Annotated in this window: 14 protein-coding genes and 3 pseudogenes; 8 read left to right on the forward strand and 9 right to left on the reverse strand. The window is 72.7% G+C overall.

Features of this window, described 5'->3' with window-relative positions; all coding sequences use genetic code 11:
- Window positions 1-2: 2 nt before the first annotated feature.
- From AMK31_RS30010 to AMK31_RS30025, 4 genes are read right to left on the reverse strand one after another with little or no spacing between them, the layout of a single operon-like run.
- A complete protein-coding gene (locus AMK31_RS30010) occupies window positions 3-1,349 on the reverse strand; it encodes a glycoside hydrolase family 32 protein (RefSeq protein ID WP_073943829.1) in 1,347 nt (448 codons plus the stop codon).
- Window positions 1,346-2,200: a carbohydrate ABC transporter permease gene (locus AMK31_RS30015; protein WP_073943830.1), complete on the reverse strand. Its 855-nt coding sequence runs from the start codon at window positions 2,198-2,200 to the stop codon at window positions 1,346-1,348. The genes AMK31_RS30010 and AMK31_RS30015 overlap by 4 nt, the downstream gene beginning before the upstream one ends.
- Before the next feature lie 14 nt (window positions 2,201-2,214).
- Window positions 2,215-3,168: a carbohydrate ABC transporter permease gene (locus AMK31_RS30020; RefSeq protein WP_073943831.1), complete on the reverse strand. Its 954-nt coding sequence runs from the start codon at window positions 3,166-3,168 to the stop codon at window positions 2,215-2,217.
- Window positions 3,165-4,571, reverse strand: coding sequence for an extracellular solute-binding protein (locus AMK31_RS30025; protein WP_073943832.1), 1,407 nt, complete (start codon window positions 4,569-4,571; stop codon window positions 3,165-3,167). Before AMK31_RS30025 ends, AMK31_RS30020 begins: the two co-directional genes overlap by 4 nt.
- A 208-nt stretch (window positions 4,572-4,779) precedes the next feature.
- Here AMK31_RS30025 and AMK31_RS30030 point away from each other — a divergent pair, with 208 nt between their 5' ends.
- Together AMK31_RS30030 and AMK31_RS30035 are read left to right on the forward strand one after the other, a co-directional pair.
- Window positions 4,780-6,336, forward strand: coding sequence for a glycoside hydrolase family 32 protein (locus tag AMK31_RS30030; protein ID WP_073943833.1), 1,557 nt, complete (start codon window positions 4,780-4,782; stop codon window positions 6,334-6,336).
- Window positions 6,337-6,433: 97 nt separating this feature from the next.
- Window positions 6,434-7,382, forward strand: a pseudogene (locus AMK31_RS30035) (TauD/TfdA dioxygenase family protein).
- 23 nt (window positions 7,383-7,405) lie between these two features.
- On the opposite strand, the gene AMK31_RS30040 reads toward AMK31_RS30035, so the two are convergent.
- The 5 genes from AMK31_RS30040 to AMK31_RS30060 all read right to left on the reverse strand — a co-directional run bounded on the left by AMK31_RS30040 (window position 7,406) and on the right by AMK31_RS30060 (window position 12,558).
- On the reverse strand, window positions 7,406-8,059 hold the full coding sequence (locus AMK31_RS30040) for a M15 family metallopeptidase (protein ID WP_073943834.1): 654 nt from the start codon (window positions 8,057-8,059) through the stop codon (window positions 7,406-7,408).
- 42 nt (window positions 8,060-8,101) lie between these two features.
- Window positions 8,102-9,607, reverse strand: coding sequence for a metallophosphoesterase family protein (locus AMK31_RS30045; RefSeq protein WP_073943835.1), 1,506 nt, complete (start codon window positions 9,605-9,607; stop codon window positions 8,102-8,104).
- A gap of 89 nt (window positions 9,608-9,696) precedes the next feature.
- Window positions 9,697-10,899: a glycoside hydrolase family 64 protein gene (locus AMK31_RS30050; protein WP_107468766.1), complete on the reverse strand. Its 1,203-nt coding sequence runs from the start codon at window positions 10,897-10,899 to the stop codon at window positions 9,697-9,699.
- Between the two features lie 175 nt (window positions 10,900-11,074).
- Window positions 11,075-11,830, reverse strand: coding sequence for a dienelactone hydrolase family protein (locus AMK31_RS30055; protein ID WP_073943836.1), 756 nt, complete (start codon window positions 11,828-11,830; stop codon window positions 11,075-11,077).
- Window positions 11,831-11,937: 107 nt separating this feature from the next.
- Window positions 11,938-12,558: an L-threonylcarbamoyladenylate synthase gene (locus AMK31_RS30060; RefSeq protein ID WP_073943837.1), complete on the reverse strand. Its 621-nt coding sequence runs from the start codon at window positions 12,556-12,558 to the stop codon at window positions 11,938-11,940.
- A 194-nt stretch (window positions 12,559-12,752) separates the two neighbouring features.
- Between AMK31_RS30060 and AMK31_RS30065 the strand changes: the two genes are divergently transcribed.
- The 6 genes and pseudogenes from AMK31_RS30065 to AMK31_RS30095 all read left to right on the forward strand — a co-directional run bounded on the left by AMK31_RS30065 (window position 12,753) and on the right by AMK31_RS30095 (window position 18,977).
- Window positions 12,753-13,328, forward strand: a complete 576-nt coding sequence (locus tag AMK31_RS30065) for an NADPH-dependent FMN reductase (RefSeq protein ID WP_073943838.1) — start codon at window positions 12,753-12,755, stop codon at window positions 13,326-13,328.
- A gap of 28 nt (window positions 13,329-13,356) precedes the next feature.
- Window positions 13,357-13,839, forward strand: a complete 483-nt coding sequence (locus tag AMK31_RS30070) for a MarR family winged helix-turn-helix transcriptional regulator (protein WP_073943839.1) — start codon at window positions 13,357-13,359, stop codon at window positions 13,837-13,839.
- 205 nt (window positions 13,840-14,044) lie between these two features.
- A pseudogene (locus AMK31_RS30075) lies at window positions 14,045-15,656 on the forward strand (DHA2 family efflux MFS transporter permease subunit).
- A 145-nt stretch (window positions 15,657-15,801) separates the two neighbouring features.
- Window positions 15,802-17,330 (forward strand): annotated as a pseudogene (locus AMK31_RS30080) (helix-turn-helix domain-containing protein).
- Window positions 17,331-17,737: 407 nt separating this feature from the next.
- Window positions 17,738-17,974, forward strand: a complete 237-nt coding sequence (locus AMK31_RS30090) for a hypothetical protein (RefSeq protein WP_073943841.1) — start codon at window positions 17,738-17,740, stop codon at window positions 17,972-17,974.
- Window positions 17,975-18,164: 190 nt separating this feature from the next.
- The gene (locus tag AMK31_RS30095; protein ID WP_143204270.1) at window positions 18,165-18,977 is read left to right on the forward strand and encodes a hypothetical protein; all 813 of its coding nucleotides are present in this window, start codon (window positions 18,165-18,167) and stop codon (window positions 18,975-18,977) included.
- The last annotated feature ends 9 nt before the right edge of the window (window positions 18,978-18,986 follow it).

Below are 18,986 nucleotides of genomic sequence, written 5' to 3' on the forward strand. Positions count from 1 at the left end.
GGTCAGCCGAGCGCCGACGGGACCAGTTCCCAGCCGCGGACGGCGGACCCCTCACCCGTGACGGCCAGTTCCGGCACGTCACCGGGACCGCGGTAGACCCGCTCGGTCACCATGCCCCGGTCGCCCGCGAACACCTCGTACAGGGAACCGTCGACGAGGACGCGGACGGTCGGCTCCCCGTCGTGCGGCAGCGGTACGGTCACCGGCTCGGGGTGTCCGGTGCGGCGTACGGTGAGGCTGCCCTCGGCGGGGTCGACGCGGAGTGTCAGGCCCTCGCCCAGGCGGACCGTGGTGACCGTGCGCGCGGTGACCGTCAGGTCGTACGCGTCCGGCAGCCGTGTGCCCTCGCCGGGACCGGTGACGAACGGCTCGGGCGCGCGCAGCAGGTCCAGTTCCGGTGCCGGTGCGACCCGCAGGGTGCCGTCGGCGTGGACGTCGACGACCCGCGGCGCGGTGAGGACCCCGGCCCAGCCGGACTGTTCTGCCCGGGACTCCCACGACCAGCCCCACATCAGTGCCCGGTCCGGTTCCTGGAGGACGGCGGGGGCGTAGAAGTCGCGGCCGTGGTCGAGGCGGCCGCCGACGCGGGGCCGGAAGGCCGGGCTCCCGTCGGCGGCGGGTTCCAGGGCGCCCGTCAGGTAGCCGGTCGTCCACGGATCGCCGTCCCACAGCGACACCACCAGCACCCAGTCCCCGCCGGGCGTCACCAGCAGCTGCGGGCACTCCCAGCCGACCGCCTTGTCGCCGAACGCGTCCATGGCCACCGGGTCGTTGCCGTCCAGGAGCACCCCGGCGAACCGCCAGCCGGCGAGGTCGTCGCAGTCGTACAGCAGGACCGACGGGGTGCCGTCGGCGTGGCCCGCGCCGACCAGCGCCCAGCGGCGGCCGGCGTGCCGGAAGACGAACGGGTCGCGGAACATCACCACGTCAAGACCGGAGGGCGGCCCGGACACCACGGGGGTGGGCAGCGGCTTCCACTCGGTCAGCGCCGGGTCGTCGGGGTCCGCCGCGCGGGCCAGGCAGATCGCGCCGAGCCCGGTGTGGTCGCGGTCGATGCCCGTGTACACGGCCGTCGGCACCCCGTCGTCGTCGACCACGCAGCCGGACCAGCAGCCCGCCTCGTCGGGGCCGCCGGGCGTCGGGGTGAGCGCGATCGGGTGGTGCTCCCAGCGGGCCAGGTCCCGGCTGGAGGCGTGCCCCCAGTGGATGTCGGCGTGCACCGGCGCGGCCGGGTTGTACTGGTAGAAGAGGTGGTAGCGGTCACGCCAACGGAACGGGCCGTTCGGGTCGTTGACCCAGTTCGCGGGCGGACGGACCCGGAAGCGCGGGGCGTTGGGATCGAGGCTCAACGGTTGACTCCTGCGGAGGTGATGCCCTCGCGGAGAGGGCGCTGGCCGACGACGAACACGGCGACGGCGGGAAGCATGGACAGCACGACACCGGCGAGCACCACCGAGACGGAGCCGGTGCCGAGGTTGCCCTGGAGGGAGACCAGCCCCAGCGGCAGCGTGTAGTTCTGGCCGGAGGTCTCCAGGATCAGCGGGCGGAAGAACTCGTTCCAGTGGTAGTTGAAGGCGAGTACGCCGACGATCGCGAGACCGGGCGCCGCCAGCGGCGCGTACACCGACCGGAACACCCGCCACGGGCCCGCCCCGTCGAGCATGGCCGCCTCGCCCAGGTCCTTCGGCATGCCCAGGAAGTACTGGCGCATCAGGAAGGTGCCGAACGCGGTCGGGAACGCCGGGACGATCAGGCCGAGCAGGGTGTCGGTCAGCCCCATCGACTTCAGCACCAGGAACACCGGCACGATGGTGACCTGCAACGGCACCATCATCGTCGCCAGCACGAGCGCGAACAGCGGCTTCTTGAACCGGAACTCCAGGCGGGCGAAGGCATAACCGGCGAGCCCCGCCGTGATCATCTGGCCCACCGCGATCAGCGCCGTCACCAGCGTCGAGTTCAGGGCGAGCAGCCAGACGTCGATCTGCTCGAACACCCCGCGATACGCCTCGGCGGTCGGCTCGGTCGGGACGATCCGCGGCGGCAGGTCGAAGGACTCGGCGGGGACGCGCAGCGAGGTGGAGACGGTCCAGATCACCGGACCGAGGGTCAGCAGCGCGCAGACGGCGAGACCGGCGATCCGCGCCCAGGGCGCGAGGGAGTGCCGCACCCGGCCGGCGGTCAGGGTTGTGTGGCTCATGGGACTCACCCGGCTCACTGGTAGTGGACGAAACGCCGGCTGAGCCGGAACTGGAGGGCGGTCACCGCCATGATCAGCACGAACAGCAGCACGCCCACCGCGGACGCGGTACCGAACCGCAGCTGCTCGAAGGCGGTCTCGTAGATGACCATCACGACGGTGCGGGTGGAGTCACCGGGCCCGCCGTTGGTCAGCACGTACGGCTGCTCGAAGACCTGGAGGGCGTTGATGATGCCGACCACGGACGCCACCAGCAGCGTCGGCGACAGCAGCGGCAGCGTGATGTGCAGGTGCTTGCGCAGTCCCGTCGCGCCGTCCAGGGCGGCGGCCTCGTGGACCTCCTTGGGGATGTTGTTCAGACCGCCCACGAACAACAGGAAGGAGAACCCGAACTGCTGCCACACGTAGACCAGGATCACCGCGGCCATCGCCCCGTTCTCCGAGGTCAGCCAGGGCACGGGCGCGATCCCGACCAGTCCGAGCAGCCAGTTCACCACCCCGAAGTCCTGGTTGAACAGGTACTTCATCACCACCGAGATGGACGCGGCGGACAGCACCAGCGGGAAGAAGAACGCCGACCGGAACACCGACCGCAGCCACACCGGCATCCGCCCGTTCACCGTGATCGCCAGCACCAGCGCGATCAGCAGCTGCAGCGTGACCGCCAGCACCATGAACAGGAGCGTGTTGCCGAAGGAGACCAGCACGGTCGAGTCGCGGAACACCTCCCCGTAGTTGGCGGCCCCCGCGAACCGCGGGTCGTCGATCACGTTCCAGTGGAAGAGGCTCAGCACCACCGAGCCGACGATCGGGACGACCGTGAAGACGACGATGCCGACGATCGTCGGCGCCAGGAACAGGGTGGCCAGCAGCCGCGTGCCGCGCTCCCGGGCCGGGGGCCGGGCCGCGACCGGGCGCGTCCGGGGCACGGGACGCGTCCGCACCGGCGGGGTCTGGGTGTTCGTCATACGTCACGCTCCATGGCCTTCTCCAGGTCGCCCTGGAGCCGGCGCAGCGCCGGGCGCACCGAACGCGGGGAGGCCAGGGCGGTACCGGTGTGCTTCAGCAGCACCTGCTCGACCTCCGCCACCTGCGGCGGTGCCGGGATGGGACCCGTGTCCGGGAACCGGTCGAGAGTGTCGTAGAAGACCGGCCAGTGGTCGGGGCCGGTCTCCCGGTAGCGGCGCGCGGTCAGCATCGAGCGGCGCGCCGGGGTCGTCTGGTTGGTGGTGAACAGCCGGGTCAGGGTGTCCTTGCGGGCGGCGTACTTGATGAACTCCCACGCCTCGTCCTGCCGCTTCGACGTGCGCAGCAGCGCGTAGCCCGCCGCGCCGAACTGATGGCGCTGGGTGCGCCAGCGCGGGAAGTACTGCACGTCGTACGCGTCGGCCCGCATGCCCGCCTGGTGCAGTCCGCCCGCCCAGAAGCCGCCCGCGGGCGTGACACCGACCCGGCCCGTGGAGAACACGCCGACGAGGTTCTGTCCGTTGCCGCCCTCGGGGCGGGTGCACAGGCCCTCCTCGATGAGGGAGGCCAGATACTCGTACGTCTCCTCGAAGCGGGCGCCGGTCGCCTGCGGCGTCGTCCAGCGGTAGCCGCCGCCGCGGCCCTGCCGCTGGTCCGCCGGGTAGAAGGTGTCCCACAGCCAGTCGCCGCCGGGCGCCTTGGACTCGGCAAGCAGATTGGTGCCGTTGGCGAAGAGCCAGGGCACGACGCCGCCCCACAGCCGGTTGGTCCAGAAGTACGGGGTGAAGTGCGAGTCGCTCGACTTCTTCATACGGCGCAGCAGCGCGGTGAAGTCGTCGCGGGTCCAGTCGGCGGGCGGATGGTCCGCGCCGGCCCGGTCCAGCACCTGCCGGTTGAGGTAGATGTCGGCGGCGTTGTACTCCACGGGCAGCTGGTAGAGGCTGCCCTCGTACATCATCGACTCCACCAGCGAGGGGTGGACGTCGGCGAAGTACTCGCGCAGTTCGGCGGCGTCCCGCCGGACCCAGCGGTCCAGCGGCACCCCGAGCCGCCGCGCGAACAGCTGCACGCCCTCCGTCGCGACGTAGACCAGGTCGGGAGCCGTGCCCGCGGCGATCTGGGTGAGGATCTTCGCGAAGAAGTCCGACCAGTCCACGGCCTGCACCGCGTTGATCCGGAGCTTGATGTCGGGGTGCTGCTCGGCGAAGCCCTCGGTGAGGGTGCGCACGGCGGCCGGGCCGTAGGCGGGGCCGAGGGTCGCGACGACGAGGGAGCCGTCGTCGCGGCCGGGTATGTCGGCTCCGGTGAGCCGGTCCCAGGAGGCGGCGGTGCCGGCCAGCGCGGCGGCCGCCGCTCCGTAGGCGCCGTACCGCAGCAGGCTGCGGCGGGAGTGCGAGTCGGTCATCGGGCGGGCCTAACTCGTGTTAGTCGAGAGCTGATGCCGACGATGATGAGAACCGCGTCACACCCCTGTCAAGAGTCGGGAACCACTGACCTTTAACGAGTTAGGTCTCTTGACCTTTAACGAGTTAGGTCTACAGTCCTGGTCCACATGAGCCGCCGTTCCGAGCCGCCTTCTGCCGGGCTCGACTCGACGAGAGGAACGATGTGTGATGCGTGGACTGTCCAGAAGAGCGCTGTTCGCCGGATCGGCCGCGGGCGCCGGCGCGGCGCTGCTGCCGGCCGCGGCACCCGCCGCGGCGAAGCCCCGCCCCGCCGCCGCGGACTGCGCCCGCTACCGGGCGGCGTACCACTTCACCGTCCCCGACCAGTGGAAGAACGACCCGCAGCGCCCCGTCTGGATCGACGGGGAGTACCACTACTACTACCTGTACAACCCGGACTACTTCACCGGCGGCACCACCTCCGGCACCGCCTGGCGCCGGGTCACCAGCACCGACCTCGTGCGCTTCACCGACCGGGGCATCGCCGTGCCCAAGGACACCACGCCCAACGGTGACGTCTGGTCGGGCTCGGCGGTCGTGGACACGCGGAACACGGCGGGCTTCGGCGCGGGAGCGGTCGTCGTGCTGGCGACCATGGAGCCGGTGGAGGGAGCCCACACCCAGGCCCAGTACCTGTACTACTCCACCGACGGCGGCCGCACCTTCCGCCACCACGGCACCGACCCGGTCCTGCCCAACCCCGGCGTCCGCGACTTCCGCGACCCCAAGGTGATCCGCGACGAGGAACGCGACCGGTGGGTCATGGCACTCGCCGAGAACAACAAGGTCGGCATCTACCACTCGCCCGACCTCAAGGCGTGGAAGTACGCCGGGGCCTTCGTCAAGGACGGCATCGGCGTCCTCGAATGCCCCGACCTGTTCCGCATCACCGCCGAGGACGGCACCGCGAAGTGGGTGCTCGCGGTCAGCGCCAACGGCAAGGGCTCCGGGCTGCCCAACACCTACGCCTACTGGACCGGCGCCTTCGACGGCAGCGACTTCACCCCCGACGCCGCCGAACCGCAGTGGCTCGACCACGGCTGGGACTGGTACGGCGCCGTCACCTTCGAGAAGCGGAGCACCACCGGCGCCCTCGACGAGCGGGCCCGCTACGCCATCGGCTGGCTGAACAACTGGGACTACGCCAACACCACGCCCACCATCGACACCGACGGCTTCAACGGCACCGACTCCATCGTCCGCGAGATCACCCTCAAGCGGGCCGCCGACGGCACTCACTACCTCGCCTCCCGCCCGGTCGCCGCCCTCGACCGGTACGTCTCCCGCACGGTGAACCTCGGCGACCTCGAGGTCGAGGGCACCCGCGTCCTCGACTACCGCGGCACCGCCTACGAGGTGAGCTGCGAGATCACCTGGGACCAGCTGACCGGCGCCGGCCTCCAGCTGCGCCGCTCCAACGACGGGGTCCGGCACATCGACGCCGGCGTCTACCGCGACTACGCCTTCCTCAACCGCCGGCCCACCGTGAACCCCGACGCCTCGGGGCGCTGGCAGGAGAGCAAGAGCCCGTTCGACCCGTCGGCGCGGCGGGTGCGGCTGCGGATCCTGGTCGACCGGACGTCGGTGGAGATGTTCGTGGACGACGGCCGGTACGTGCACACCTCCGAGGTGTTCCCGTACCTCATCGACACGCGGCTCGCGCTGTTCACCATCGACGGACGGGCGGTGTTCCGGAACACGGTGATACGGGAGTTCACGGTCTGAGGGCCGCCTCCGGCGCGTGAGGCCCTGTCGCCAGGCCGGGCAGGCCCTGACACGATCTCTCCTGGAGCCGCTACGGACGACCGACGGGAGCGCGTGTATGACCACGGACAGGGCCGCGGGGATCGAGGTGAGCCCCGTCGCCGGCCACATCGGAGCCGAGATCACGGGCGTCGACCTGGCCGGTGAACCGGACGACGCCCAGGTGGCGGCGATCAGGGCGGCGGTACTGCGCTGGAAGGTGGTGTTCTTCCGCGACCAGAAGCTGGACCACGCCGCCCATGTGGCGTTCGCCCGCCGCTTCGGCGAACCGGTGGTGCTCCGGCGGCGCGGCTCGGCCTCGCCGCCGGACGTCCCCGAGGTGGAGACCACCGCCGACCGGCTGGAGCTGGGCGGGCGGTTCGGGATGGACCACGACGAGTGGCTGCGGCGCCGCAGGCACACCCTGCTGCGTGGCTGGCACTGCGACCACGGCGCCCGGATCGACCCGCCCGCCGCGACGATCCTGCGCGCCGACACCGTACCGCCGTACGGCGGCGACACCACCTGGTCCAACCTGGCGGCGGCGTACGCCGGACTCCGCCCCGCTGCGGGAGTTCGTCTCCCGACTGCGCGCCGAGCACCGGCTCGGCGTCGGCTACCAGCCGCGCCCCGGCGACGACGCGTACGTCCGCCACCTCCTGGACCACCAGATCGCCACCCGGCACCCCCTCGTGCGCGTCCACCCGGAAACAGGGGAGCGCGTCCTCAACGTCAACGGCTACTACGTCGAGCAGATCACCGACCTCTCCCGCGCGGAGAGCGCCCACCTCCTCGACCTGCTCCTCGAACAGGCCACCCGCCCCGAGTACACCGTCCGCTTCCGCTGGCAGCCCGGCAGCGTCGCCTTCTGGGACAACCGCGCCACCATCCACCTCGCCCCCAGCGACAACGCCCACCTCGACTTCCCTCGCGTCATGCACCGGGTGATGCTGGCGGGGGACGTGCCGGTGGGGGTGGACGGCAGGCCGTCCGAGGCGATCGTGGGGAGCGCGCCGGGGCGATGGTGAGGGTGTGATGAGGGCGTCGGCCCTCAAAGCCCCGGGTGGGGGCCGTACGGCGCGGTGTCGGCGCCCGTCGCCAACGCCCAGTAGCGGTCCCCGAACGACCAGTGCCACCACTCGGTGGGGTAGTTGACCAGCCCGGCCGCGGTCAGGGCGGCGCCGAGCACCTCGCGGTGCGCCCTGGCCCGGCCGCCGATGCCGGCGGCCCGCGTGTAGCAGGCACCGCCGCTGGCCTCCGGGCTCGCGTTGACCGGGGTGCCCAGGTCGAGTTCGGTGCCGTCGGCGTCCGCGAGGGTGAGATCGACGGCGGCTCCGGCGCTGTGCGGGGCGATACCGGGCGGCGACACGTAACGGCTCGCCGCCGAGTGGACTCGTTCCCGCGGCCAGTCGGGGTGGGCGGCTCGCAGCCCGGCCGCGTACTCCTCGAAGTACGCGCGCTGGAGCGCGAGCGGACGGTAGCCCTCCACGAACAGCAGCCGGAATCCCGGCGGCAGCAGCCCCTGCGCCGCGTGCAGCCGCTCCAGCACACCCCGGCGCAGGAGGGCGAAGGCGCCCGCGGGGTCGCGCCTGCGGGCGTCGACCAGCAGGGTGCCGTCCTGCTCGACGTCCACCAGGGGCTGCCCGTCGTCCCGTACGGGGATCGCCGCCACCCTGGGGTCGGACATGAGGATGATCTCGTCCATCCGGGGATGATCCCCGCCGACGGCGCGTGGGGACAGGGGAAATCAGGCCAGCGGGATGGTCACCTCGTCCTCCACCGGTGGGTCGAGTTCCTGGGCGAGGTTGCCCGTCGCGGCGTGGCAGCGCAGGCGCAGGGCGTCGGGGGTGACGTCGATGCGCAGGAACGACTTGAAGAACGGCGGGGTGTGGGTGGCGCAGCTGGGGGAGAGCAGGCCGGTGTACAGCTTGCGGAGGGGCAGGTGGAAGCGGGCGGCACGGCCCGGGCGGCGGCCGGTACCGAGGAGGGCGGCGACCAGGCGGGTGCGCCGGGTGACGAGCGCCGGTGTGCCGGGCGTGCGGGCGGGCCGGTCTCCGAGGCGTTCGGCGACGACGGCCGCGGCCTCCGCCTCGGTGAGGGTGAAGAAGCGCCGCAGCCGGGTGCGGCGGGCGTAGATCCGGCTGTAGAAGGCCAGGGAGTCGCCGCGCAGGGGATAGCAGCGGAAGTCGTCCTCCGTCAGGCCGTCCCCATGGACCGGGGGGATGGTGTGGGTGGCGTGCGTGAACGCGCCGCCGCCCCCCGCGACGATGTACTGGACGGTGCGGTCCCCGTCCACCCGTAGGGGATAGCGCTGGTAGTTGTGGATGTCGCCGCCGATCGCCGCGACGTAGCGGTGCGCGGGGTCGCGGACGATCTCGTCGACCGTGCCGCCGCCCTCGATGGGGCACGGGCGCTGCTCGCCGTTGACGTACAGCGGACGCCCGGTGATCAGGATCTTGGGGCGCGGGTCGCGGGACACCTCGCGCAGCCAGGCGCCCTGTTCGGCGTCGACGGTGCCGAGCAGCCCGGTGTCGATGCCCACGATCCGGATCGGCCCGGCGTCGATCGCCCAGTACGGGCCCGGCTGGACGGACATCTGGGCGGACGCTGAGCGCAGCTTGCGGGCCTGGGCGAATGCCGCCTCGTCGGCCGGGCCCGGCCGGTGCCACAGCCGGTCGCGCAGCCAGGCCCGGGTCAGCGGGCGCGACCGGGGCGCGGGCGGCAGCGGCGGCGCGTCGTCGCAGAAGACGCGCATGAAGCCGTCCAGGTTCTCGTACCAGTCGTGGTTCCCGGGGACGGCGTATATGGGCGCCGGATAGTCCTGGTACGGGCGGAAGAACTTGTCGCCGTAGTCGTCCGTGGCGCCCACCGGGTAGATGACATCGCTCGCGATGATCATGAACTGGGTGCCCTGGCCCACCCGCAGCAGGCCCGGCACCACCGCGTACTGCGGTTCGCCGCCCTCGCCCGTGTCCCCGGCCACCAGGAACGCGAAGCGGTCCGGGCCGGGGCGCCGGATCACCTTGTCCGCGGGCGCCCCGGCCGCCGCCTGCTGGGCCACCCAGCGGCTGCGGGTACGGCCCGTGGGGTCCCCGAACCAGGACGCCAGCATGCCGTTGCGGGCGAGCCACAGCGTCCTGGGGTCGAGCCACGACAGCTTCCTGCCCTGGGCCGGGAGCAGCCGCCGGTAGTCGCCGGGTTCGGGCGCGCGCCAGCCGGCGCCCTCGGCGGAATCACGTGAGGAGTCAGACACCCGTGCATCGTAATGATGATCGAAACGGCGCGAGAGGGAGACCGGGAACAGACGGGCCGCCCATCTCGCGCCGTACGCGGACGAGTTGGTCAGCTGAACGGATCCAGCGTCAGATACGCCTGGCGCGGATCGCCGTCGTGGACCAGCGACTCGTGGTGCCCGACGTCGTCGAAGGCGAACGCGTACGCCTTCCCGTCGGCCATCCGCTCATGGATGATCCGCGCGTAGTGGTTGGTCACCCCGTCCTTGTAGAACGCGGCCGACGACGTGTCCGGCTGGTTCGGGTTGGTGAGCAGGGTGGACCGGTTGAAGCCCGCGCACAGCGTCCGCGAGATCGGTCCGCGGACCTCGTCGTTGGGTGCGTCGAGGAGCTTGTGGCAGCCGAAGACGCTGTCGGCGTCCGGCTTCTGGAAGCTGGTCACGACCGCCCCCGCGCTGTTGGTGAAGCGCAGCACACCGCCCGACACCCGGCCCTGGTACTTGGTCTGCGGCCGGTCCGCGAACGGCGTGACGGTCAGCGTCGTCGTCGCGTACTTCTGCCATACGCGGTTGATGTAGTCGTCCATCACGGACGCCGGGATCTTTCCGGTGCCGACCCCGTGCGCCGGGGAGAGCGCGCGCAGCACGGTTCCGTCGGACCGCGTCTGCACCAGCCCGCCCCAGCCGCCGGACTGGGCCCGCAGTGCCGCGAACACCCCGTTGTAGCCGCCTGACTTGAGCCGCCCGGTGCTCGCCGTGCTGCCGTCGGCGCGCTGCACCCCGACCGAGTACGGCGCGGAGAACATGTCGACCTGGGTGCTGTTGAGCCACAGCCCGGAGTCGTTCAGCGTGTACTCGGACCAGTTGAAGAGGATGTCGTGGTTGGGGTCGCTCGGGTTCTGCACGGCGGGCTGCACCAGGCCGCCGGTGGCGAGCCGGAAGTCGAGCTTGCGGCCGTAGGAGAAGTAGATCCGGCCGGACAGCTTGGGGATCCGGATCGTGGTCGACTGGCCCGCGGCCGGCCCGGGGATGGAGGCGTCCGGCGCGGGAACGGGCGGGACGCTGCCGGCCGGCCAGGGGTGGAAGGTGCCGCCGGCGTCCGCCCAGCCCTGCTGACCCGTGGTCAGCGAGGTGCCGAGGACGTAGACGTGGATCTGGTCGCCGCGGCCGGAGTTGTTGGTGATCTTCAGTGGGATCGTGGCGGGCACCGCGGCCTCGGCGGCCGGCGGCGAACCGAGGGTGAGCAGGGCGCCGAGCAGCGCCGCGGCGGCGGCCAGGGCCGGTAAACGGGTGTGCCTGAGGTGGGTGAGCACGCTTCACCTCCGTGTGGGGAGCGCCGTGGGGAGCGCCGTGGGGGGATTCCGGCACGGACCGGACCTGGTGGGAGTTGGTCCGTACCAGTCTTGAGAGCGCTCTCAATGTGGCGCCGCGCCGCGCTCATGTCAATAAGCGCGGCGTGGCCGGACGGATCGGGAGAGTGAGGAGGCGTCAGAAGGTACGGCCCAGGAGATCCAGCACCGCCGCCCAGTGCCGCCGGTCGCCCTCCTCCTGGTACGCGGACGTGTCGGCCTGCGTGAAACCGTGCTCCGCGCCCGGGTAGACCTCGCAGCGGTGCCGCACACCGGCCTCGGTCAGCGCCTTCTCCAGACGCTCGACCTCCTCCGGCGGCAGGGCGGGGTCGTTGTCGGCGTGCCCGAAGTACAGCTCGGCGGTGATGCGTCCGGCGAGGAGGTGCGCGCTGTCCGGCGTGTCCGTGGCCAGCCGCGCGCCGTGGAACCCGGCCGCCGCCGCGACCCGGTCCGGATAGGTGCCCGCCGTGTACAGGGCGAGCCGGGCGCCCATGCAGTAGCCGACCAGGGCGACCGGGCCGTCCGCCGCCGCCGGGCAGTCGGCGAGGTACCTCAGATAGGCGTCCGCGTCCCGCATGGCGTCGTCGGGCGTGAGGGCGTGCACGAGCGGTCCGAGGTGCCGGAAGAGCCTCCCGCGCGCCTCGTCGTCGATGAACTCGGGCAGTTCCACCACCGGTGCCGGCCCGTTGCGGTACAGCACGTTGGGCAGCAGCACCGTGTACCCGGCCGCGGCCAGCCGGTCGGCGAGCGACCGCAGCCCCGGACGCGGCCCGAAGGCGTCCATGTAGAGGAGCACCGCCGGGTGCGGGCCGCCGCCCTCCGGGTGGACGAGACAGGCGTCGGCGGCGCCGTCCTCGGTGCGGACGTCGACGGCGGTTCCCTGTACGGCGGTCATGGGTTGCGGCCGCCTCTCTGTACGGCTCGACGAAGTCATGCCCGGCAGGTCGGCCGGGTCCGGCCATCGTGGCAGGCGGGACGCCGGGCGCCGTCGCCGCCCCGGCGCTACTCGAACCGGTCGGTGTCACCCGCTCCGCGCCGGACGATCTCCACGTCGCCGCCCGACAGGTCGATGACCGTGGTCGGTTCGGTGCCGCAGTCGCCGGAGTCCACCACCGCGTCCACCGCGTGGTCGAGCCGGTCCTTGATCTCCCAGCCCTGCGTCAGCGGCTCGTCCTCGTCGGGCAGCAGCAGGGTGCTCGACAGCAGCGGTTCACCGAGCTCCGCGAGGATCGCCTGGGTCACCACGTGGTCCGGGATGCGTACCCCGACCGTCTTCTTCTTCGGGTGCATCAGAGCGCGCGGCACCTCCTTCGTCGCGGGGAGGATGAAGGTGTAGCTGCCGGGCGTGGACGCCTTGACGGTCCGGAAGACGTCCTTGTCCACCCGTACGAACTGGCCGAGCTGTGCGAAATCCTGGCACACCAGCGTGAAGTGGTGCCGGTCGTCCAGCCGGCGGATGGAGCGGATCCGGTCCACGCCGTCCCGGCTGCCGATCCGGCAGCCCAGCGCGTAACAGGAGTCCGTGGGATACGCGATGAGCGCACCCGAACGGAGGCTGTCCGCGATCTGCGCGACGGCGCGCGGCTGGGGGTTCTCGGGGTGCACGTCGTAGTACTTCGCCATCCGCTGAGCTTATGCCCCGCTCGGTCGGCCGCGCGGAGTCCGGGGTGCGTGGCGAGGCGCCGGACACCGCGCCGCCGGGGCTCTGCTACCACATCCATGGGAATCCATGGGGTGTCCATCGGACGGTCCGACGGACATTCCGTGGACAGACACAGATACGGGAAGACAAAGACAGCCACAGATACGGAGTCCTCATGTCCAAGATGTTCAAGCCCGTCCTGCAGATCATCGTCGCCGACAGCCGCCCCTCCCGGGTCGGTGCCGCGGTGGGCGGCTGGATCGCCGAAGCGGCCCGCGCCCACGGCGACTTCGACGTCGACGTCGACGTCGTCGACCTGGCCGAGGCCGGCCCGCCGCTCCTCGAACACCCCCGGCGGTGGAGCGCCCGCGTGCGGCGCGCCCACGCCTTCGTCCTGGTCACCCCCGAGGAGGACGACGGCTGCCCGGCCGCTCTGCGGGACGCCCTCGACCGCCTCGACCGGGAGTGGTGGTACAAGGCGGTGAGCCTCGTGGCGTACGGCGGTGTCTCGGCGGGTCCGCGTGCCGTGCAGCGGCTCAGGCAGGTCACCGGCGCGCTGCGGATGGTGCCCGTCACGGACACGGTCTCGATCCCGTCGGCCGACCGGTACGTCGACGAGGACGGCGCCTTCCGCGGCGGTGAGCTGGTCGACGCCTCCGCGAAGAGGATGCTGGACGAGCTGCTGCTGGTCGGCGCACCGCTGATCCCGTTGCAGGGCGGCGAGGGGCGGACTGAACGGCCTTTGACGTAGGTATGCCTCGATACCTATCCTGGACGTCATGTCCGACACCGGCGCACCCGCGCAGCGCACCGCCCGCGTAGCCTCCGAGCTCGCGGCCTGCCTGCCCGTGCTGTACCGGGCGCTGGACCGGCGGATCGCCGGGGACTTCCCCCACCCGAAGCCGCCGGAGGGGCAGCTGATGCTGCTGCGCTTCGTCGCGCAGCAGGAGGGCTGCACCGTCCGCGAGGCCGCCGAGGCCCTGCTGATGAAGCCGAACAACGTCAGCGCGCTGGTCTCCCAGATGACCGAGCAGCAGCTGCTGGAGCGCCGGCAGGACAGCGCCGACAAGCGCGTCGCCCACCTCCACCTCACCGCGACCTCCCGGCGCCGCCTCGCCGAGGTCCGCGCGCTCGAGGAGGCCCACCTCGGCGAGGCGCTGGCCGCCCTCACCGACGGCGAGATGGACGCCCTCGGTTCCGCCACGGGCGCGCTCAAGTCGCTGGCCCGTCACCTCCACTCCGCACCCACCGCGACCCGCTGACGGCCGCCCTCCCGCCGACGACCGGGAGGGCATGAGCGCCGCCGCGTCGGGCCGACGGCTCCGCGCCGCGTTCGTGGATCTCAACCGCCGTACCCGGGCGCGATCGTGCGTCCATACGGCGGTGAGGCCTGGTTGCGCCCTGTCCGTGGCTGGGCCGTTCCCCTTCCTCCCGCTGTAGACACTCCCGCACAGACAAGGCTTTCCCATGCCCTCCACCGCCGTGGATCCCTCCGGCGTGCCCGAGTCCGCGCCCGCGCCCGAGTCCGCGTCCGCCGCGTCCCACCGCCGCCAGCCGGCTGCGGTCCAACCCCTGGCTCACCCTGTGCGCCGTCGCGTTCGGCCTGTTCATGGTCCAGCTCGACGCGTCCGTCGTGGCGATCGCCAACCCCGGGATCGGCCGCGACCTCGACGCCTCCACCGCCGAACTGCAGTGGGTGACCAACTCCTACCTGCTGGCCCTCGCCGCCACCCTCATCCTCGGCGGCAAGCTCGGCGACCGCTTCGGCCGCCGCACCTACTACCTCGTCGGTGTCGCCGGGTTCACCGTCGCCTCCGTCGCCATCGGCCTGGCCGGCTCCATCGAGGGCGTCGTCGTCTTCCGTGCCCTGCAGGGCTTCTTCGGCGGTCTGCTGATGCCCAACACCCTCGGCCTGCTACGCGCCGTGTTCCCGCCGCGCCGGTTCGGCATGGCGGTCGGCATCTGGGCGATGGTCTCCGCCGTCTCCACCGCCCTCGGCCCCATCGTCGGCGGCCTGCTGGTCGAACACGTCAGCTGGGAGTCCGTGTTCTACAGCAACGCGCCGATCGGAGTCGTCGCGTTCCTCTTCAGCGCGCTGGTCCTGCCGCAGTCCAGGACCTCCACCGGACACCACCGGTTCGACGTGCCCGGCGTCGTCCTGCTCGCCCTCGGCCTGCTCGCCGTCGTCTTCGGCGTGGTCAAGGGCGAGACCTGGGGCTGGACCTCGGCCGGCACCTGGGGCGCCGTCCTCGCCGGTGTGCTGATCCTGCTCGTCTTCGGCTGGTACGAGACCCGGATCGAGCACCCGCTGCTGCCGATGAGCCTGTTCCGCAGCCGCGCCCTCACGGTCGGCGCGGTCGTCACCGCGCTGAACTTCTTCGTGATGCTGGGCGCGATCTTCTTCATCATGCTGTACCTGCAGAACGTGCGCGGCTGCAGCCCCGTCGAGGCCGGCGTCCGCACCCTGCCGCTCAGCCTGGCCTCGCTGGTCGCGTCCCCGCTGGGCGCCGCGCTCACCCAGCGGCTGGGCGCCCGCTTCACCATGCCGCTCGGCATGGTCCTCCAGGCCGCCTGCTGCTTCGGCATGCTGACCTGGTCCACCGACTCCTCGTACGCCACCATGTGGCCGCCGTTCATCGCGCTCGGCCTCGGTGTCGGCATGGTGCTGTCCGCCTCCTCCGACGCCATCGTCGGCAACGCGCCGGTCCAGGACGGGGGAGTGGCGGGCGGGCTGCAGGCCACCACCCTGCAGATCGGCGGCGCCCTCGGCACGTCGGTGCTGGTCTCGGTGATCAGCGCCAAGGCCGGCGGGACCCTGCGCGGCGAACTCACCGGCGCCGGGGTGCCGGCCGCGCTCGCCGAACGGCTCCAGGAGGCCGAGGACGCGGTCGCGATGGGCGTCGCCCCGGTCTCCGGCGACATGCCCGAGCGGCTGCGGGCGGCCGTCGTCGAGGGCAGCGGCGCGGCCTTCATGAACGGCGTGCACGCGGCCGTCGTGGTCACGGGCGTCCTGTGCCTCGTCGGCGCGGCTCTCGCCGCACTCGGTCTCCGCACCGGCGGAAAGCCGTCCCGGCACTGAACTGCCGTACCGCACCGGCACGTTGACGTAAGGCGGCGGCGCCCCGGCGGATCCGGGCGCCGCCGCCCCGCCGTGCGGCCGCCGCCGGTGGGGTAACGTCCCGACGAACCAGCCGAGGCAGCACGAGGAACGAGGAGAAGCCGACATGGCCGGCCGGGCACACGAGGCCGTCATGGGCACCGCGGCACACACCGCCGCACCGACCTGGGCGGAAGAACTCCTGGACCATCTGCGGCCCACCGGTCGCGACCCCCGCCGGGTCGTCGACTGGCTCGCGGAGACCGCGGCGGCCGACGTCTGCCTGCACGACGGCACCGGGACCCCGCTCGCCGGGCGGCCGGTCCCCCCGGCGGACCCGGCGCTCGTCGCGGACATCGCGGCCGGCCGGATCGCCTCCGCCGCCCTGGAGGACCGGGGACGCCATCTGCGGCTGATCCGGGTGGCCCTGCCGCCGCCCGCGGTGGCGGCCGTCCTCACCGTCGCCCGCGCCATGCCCTTCGACCGGCGTACCGCCGACATCGTCACGCACACCGCCGGGGTCCTCGAACTGCTGCTGCGCGCCCACGAGACCACCGTCGCCGGACACCGGCTGCAACGCGCCGCCTCCGACCTGCGGCTGGCGATCCTGCAACTCCTCATGGTCGAGGACACCGTCTCCGCCCGCCGGGCGCCGCCGGACTCTGGCCCGGCCTCCTCGACACCGACACGGCCTGCGTCTACGTCGCCGAGTGCCGCCCCGAACAGCGGGACCGGCTCGCCGAGGCGTGCCTGGCCGCGACCGAGGAGCGGGCCCTCGTGGTGCGTTGTCCCGCCGTGGACGGCCACGTCATCGTCGTCACCCCGGGCGACCCGGCCGCGGCCGCGCTGCGGTCGCTGATCGACGGCCGCCCCGACACCTACCTCGGCGGCAGCGCCCGGCAGTCGCTCGCCCAGACCGCCGCGGCCTACGGGCAGGCGGTCAGCGCCCTCGCCGTCGCGCACTTCCGGTCCGACCGGGCCGCCGTCTACGCCGAACGCACCCACCCCGAACGCCTGATGGACCCGGAGGCGCTGCGCGACTGGACCCTCGCCGTGCTGACGCCCCTGGACCGTCTCGCCCACCACGCGCGCGCCGAACTCCTCGCCACCACCCGGCTGGGCCTGGAGTTCACCGCCGTCAGCACGGCGAAGGTGCTCGGCGTCAGCCGCAACACCGTCCGCGCCCGCATGGAACGCGTGGAGGGCCTGCTGCGCACCGACTTCTCCGACCTCGCCGTACGGGCCGCCGTCCACCTCGCCCTCAACACCCAGGCCGGCCTCGGCGACGGCCCCGACGGACACGCCGGCGCGGGCCGGACCCGGCTCGGCGACCTGCTGGCCGGGCCGGCGGTGCGGAGCTGGGCGAGCGTCCTGCTGGCCCGGCTCGACACGGACGGCCGCGCGCTGCGCCGCACCCTGCGCGCCTGGATCGCCGCCGGCGGCAACGCCGAACGCGCCGCCCAGCACCTGGGCGTCCACGCGCAGACCGTCCGCGAGCACGTCCGCGCCGCCGAACCCGTACTGGAACGCCAGCTCCTCGCCGGGGGCAGCGACCTGTACGACGTCGTCCTCGCCCATCTGGCGCTCGGCGACCTGCCCGTGCCCGCCCTGCACACGGCAGACGGCGACAATCCGGACTCACCTGTGCACGGGTGAGTCCTCCGCCCGCCGAAGCGGGCACCGACGCGGTTCCCAACCGCTCCGCCCGGCACGTAGGTTTCCAGACACCGGGACGGCGCGACCGGAACGGGGGACCGGTCGCGCCTCCGCGGAAGCGACCGCCTGATCGCGTGACAGGGCCTCAGGCCCGCGCCCCTCAGCCTTCCACGGCCGGGTGTGTGGCGAGCTCCGTTCGGTACGGAGTCGAGCAGGCCGGGGAACAACGCGTCCAGGTCGTCACGGCGAAGCCGCACCAGCCGGAATCGGCCCTTCACGCATGCCGTGTCACTCGCCGGATCGGCGATCTTGTTGAGTGGTTTGTCCTGGTGTGTCCCCGGGCGAGGCGGGTACCCGGCTCGCAGCGACAATCGCGAGACATTCACCGGACGAAGGAGGAGGCCCGAGTGACCAGCAGCACCGAGACCGGCGACGTGACCGGCACCGCGGACAAGGACTACAACCTCATCTGGTACGTGGAGGCGTGCCTCAGCAACGCGCTGCGCCTGGAGAGCTACATCCAGGACGCGGAGCGCGCCAAGGACACCGAGGTCGCGGAGCTGTTCCGCAAGGCCCAGTCGGACAGCCGCAAGGGCGCCGAGCTGGGCAAGGAACTGCTGCGGGCCCGGCTGAGCGAAGGCTGACGGGCACTCGTCCACCAGGCCCGGCCCCCGGGCGACGCCCGGGGGCCGGGCCTCGCGCTGTCCCCGGCGGCCGCGCGCGGGTAGCCGGAACGTCTCCCTTCGTGCCCTCATAGACCCTCAAGAGGGACGCGGCAGGGGCTCCGCGGGGGCTCCGCGGGTCTCTGCGGTCACGACGGGGGGAGTCGGGGCGATGACCGGATCACAGCGGACGCCGGGAGGTGGGGAGCGCAGGCGGGAGATCCGCAGGCGCGAAGCCCGGGTGCGGGCCGCACGCCGTTCCCGGCTGGAGGCCGAGCGCAGGCGCCGCACCGGGGTGAGCTCGGTGGAACTGGGGCGCCGCGCCCGACTGCGGCGACGGCGTGCGTGGGCGGTCGGCGCCCTGCTCGTGGGTATCGCCCTGCTGGCGACCGGCGCGTTCCGGATGGTGGAAGTGACACGCGCCGCGGACGCCTCGCGGGAGTTCCGCGCCGCCGAGCCGTGCGACGGCGCCGGCACCGACTGCCTGCGTACCGTCGCGGCGACCGTCCGGGACACCCGGAGCGCCGACGGCAGGCACGTGCTCCGGCTCGACGGCCCCCGCCCGGTGCCCGCCGAGGTCACGCTCGAGGACCCGGAGCCGCTGCTGACGGAGCTGCGCCCCGGCTTCCGGGTCGACGTGACGATCTGGCGGGGCGAGGCGACCGGCATCGCCCGGCAGGGCGTGCGCCAGGACACCACGGGCGCGCCCCGCGAGCTCTCCGAGTACGCCACGGCCCTCGCCCTCGCCCTGCTCGCGGCCGGCCTGTACGGCACCGGGACGGGCGTGGTCGTGCTGCGCCGCGGCGCACGCGAGCTGCCCGGCGCGTTCGGCTCGTGGAGCGCCCTCGCCTTGACCTCCGTGATCGCCACCATTCCCGCCGTCGGCTACGGCCACCTGCTCGGCGGACCGGTCGCCGCGGCCGGGGTGTGGCTGCTGTTCCTGCTGGTCACGGGGCTGGCCCTGTACTGGTTGGAGATGCGCTGACAGCGCGGC

The sequence above is a fragment of the Streptomyces sp. TSRI0107 genome, assembly GCF_001905845.1.
GTDB lineage: Bacteria > Actinomycetota > Actinomycetes > Streptomycetales > Streptomycetaceae > Streptomyces.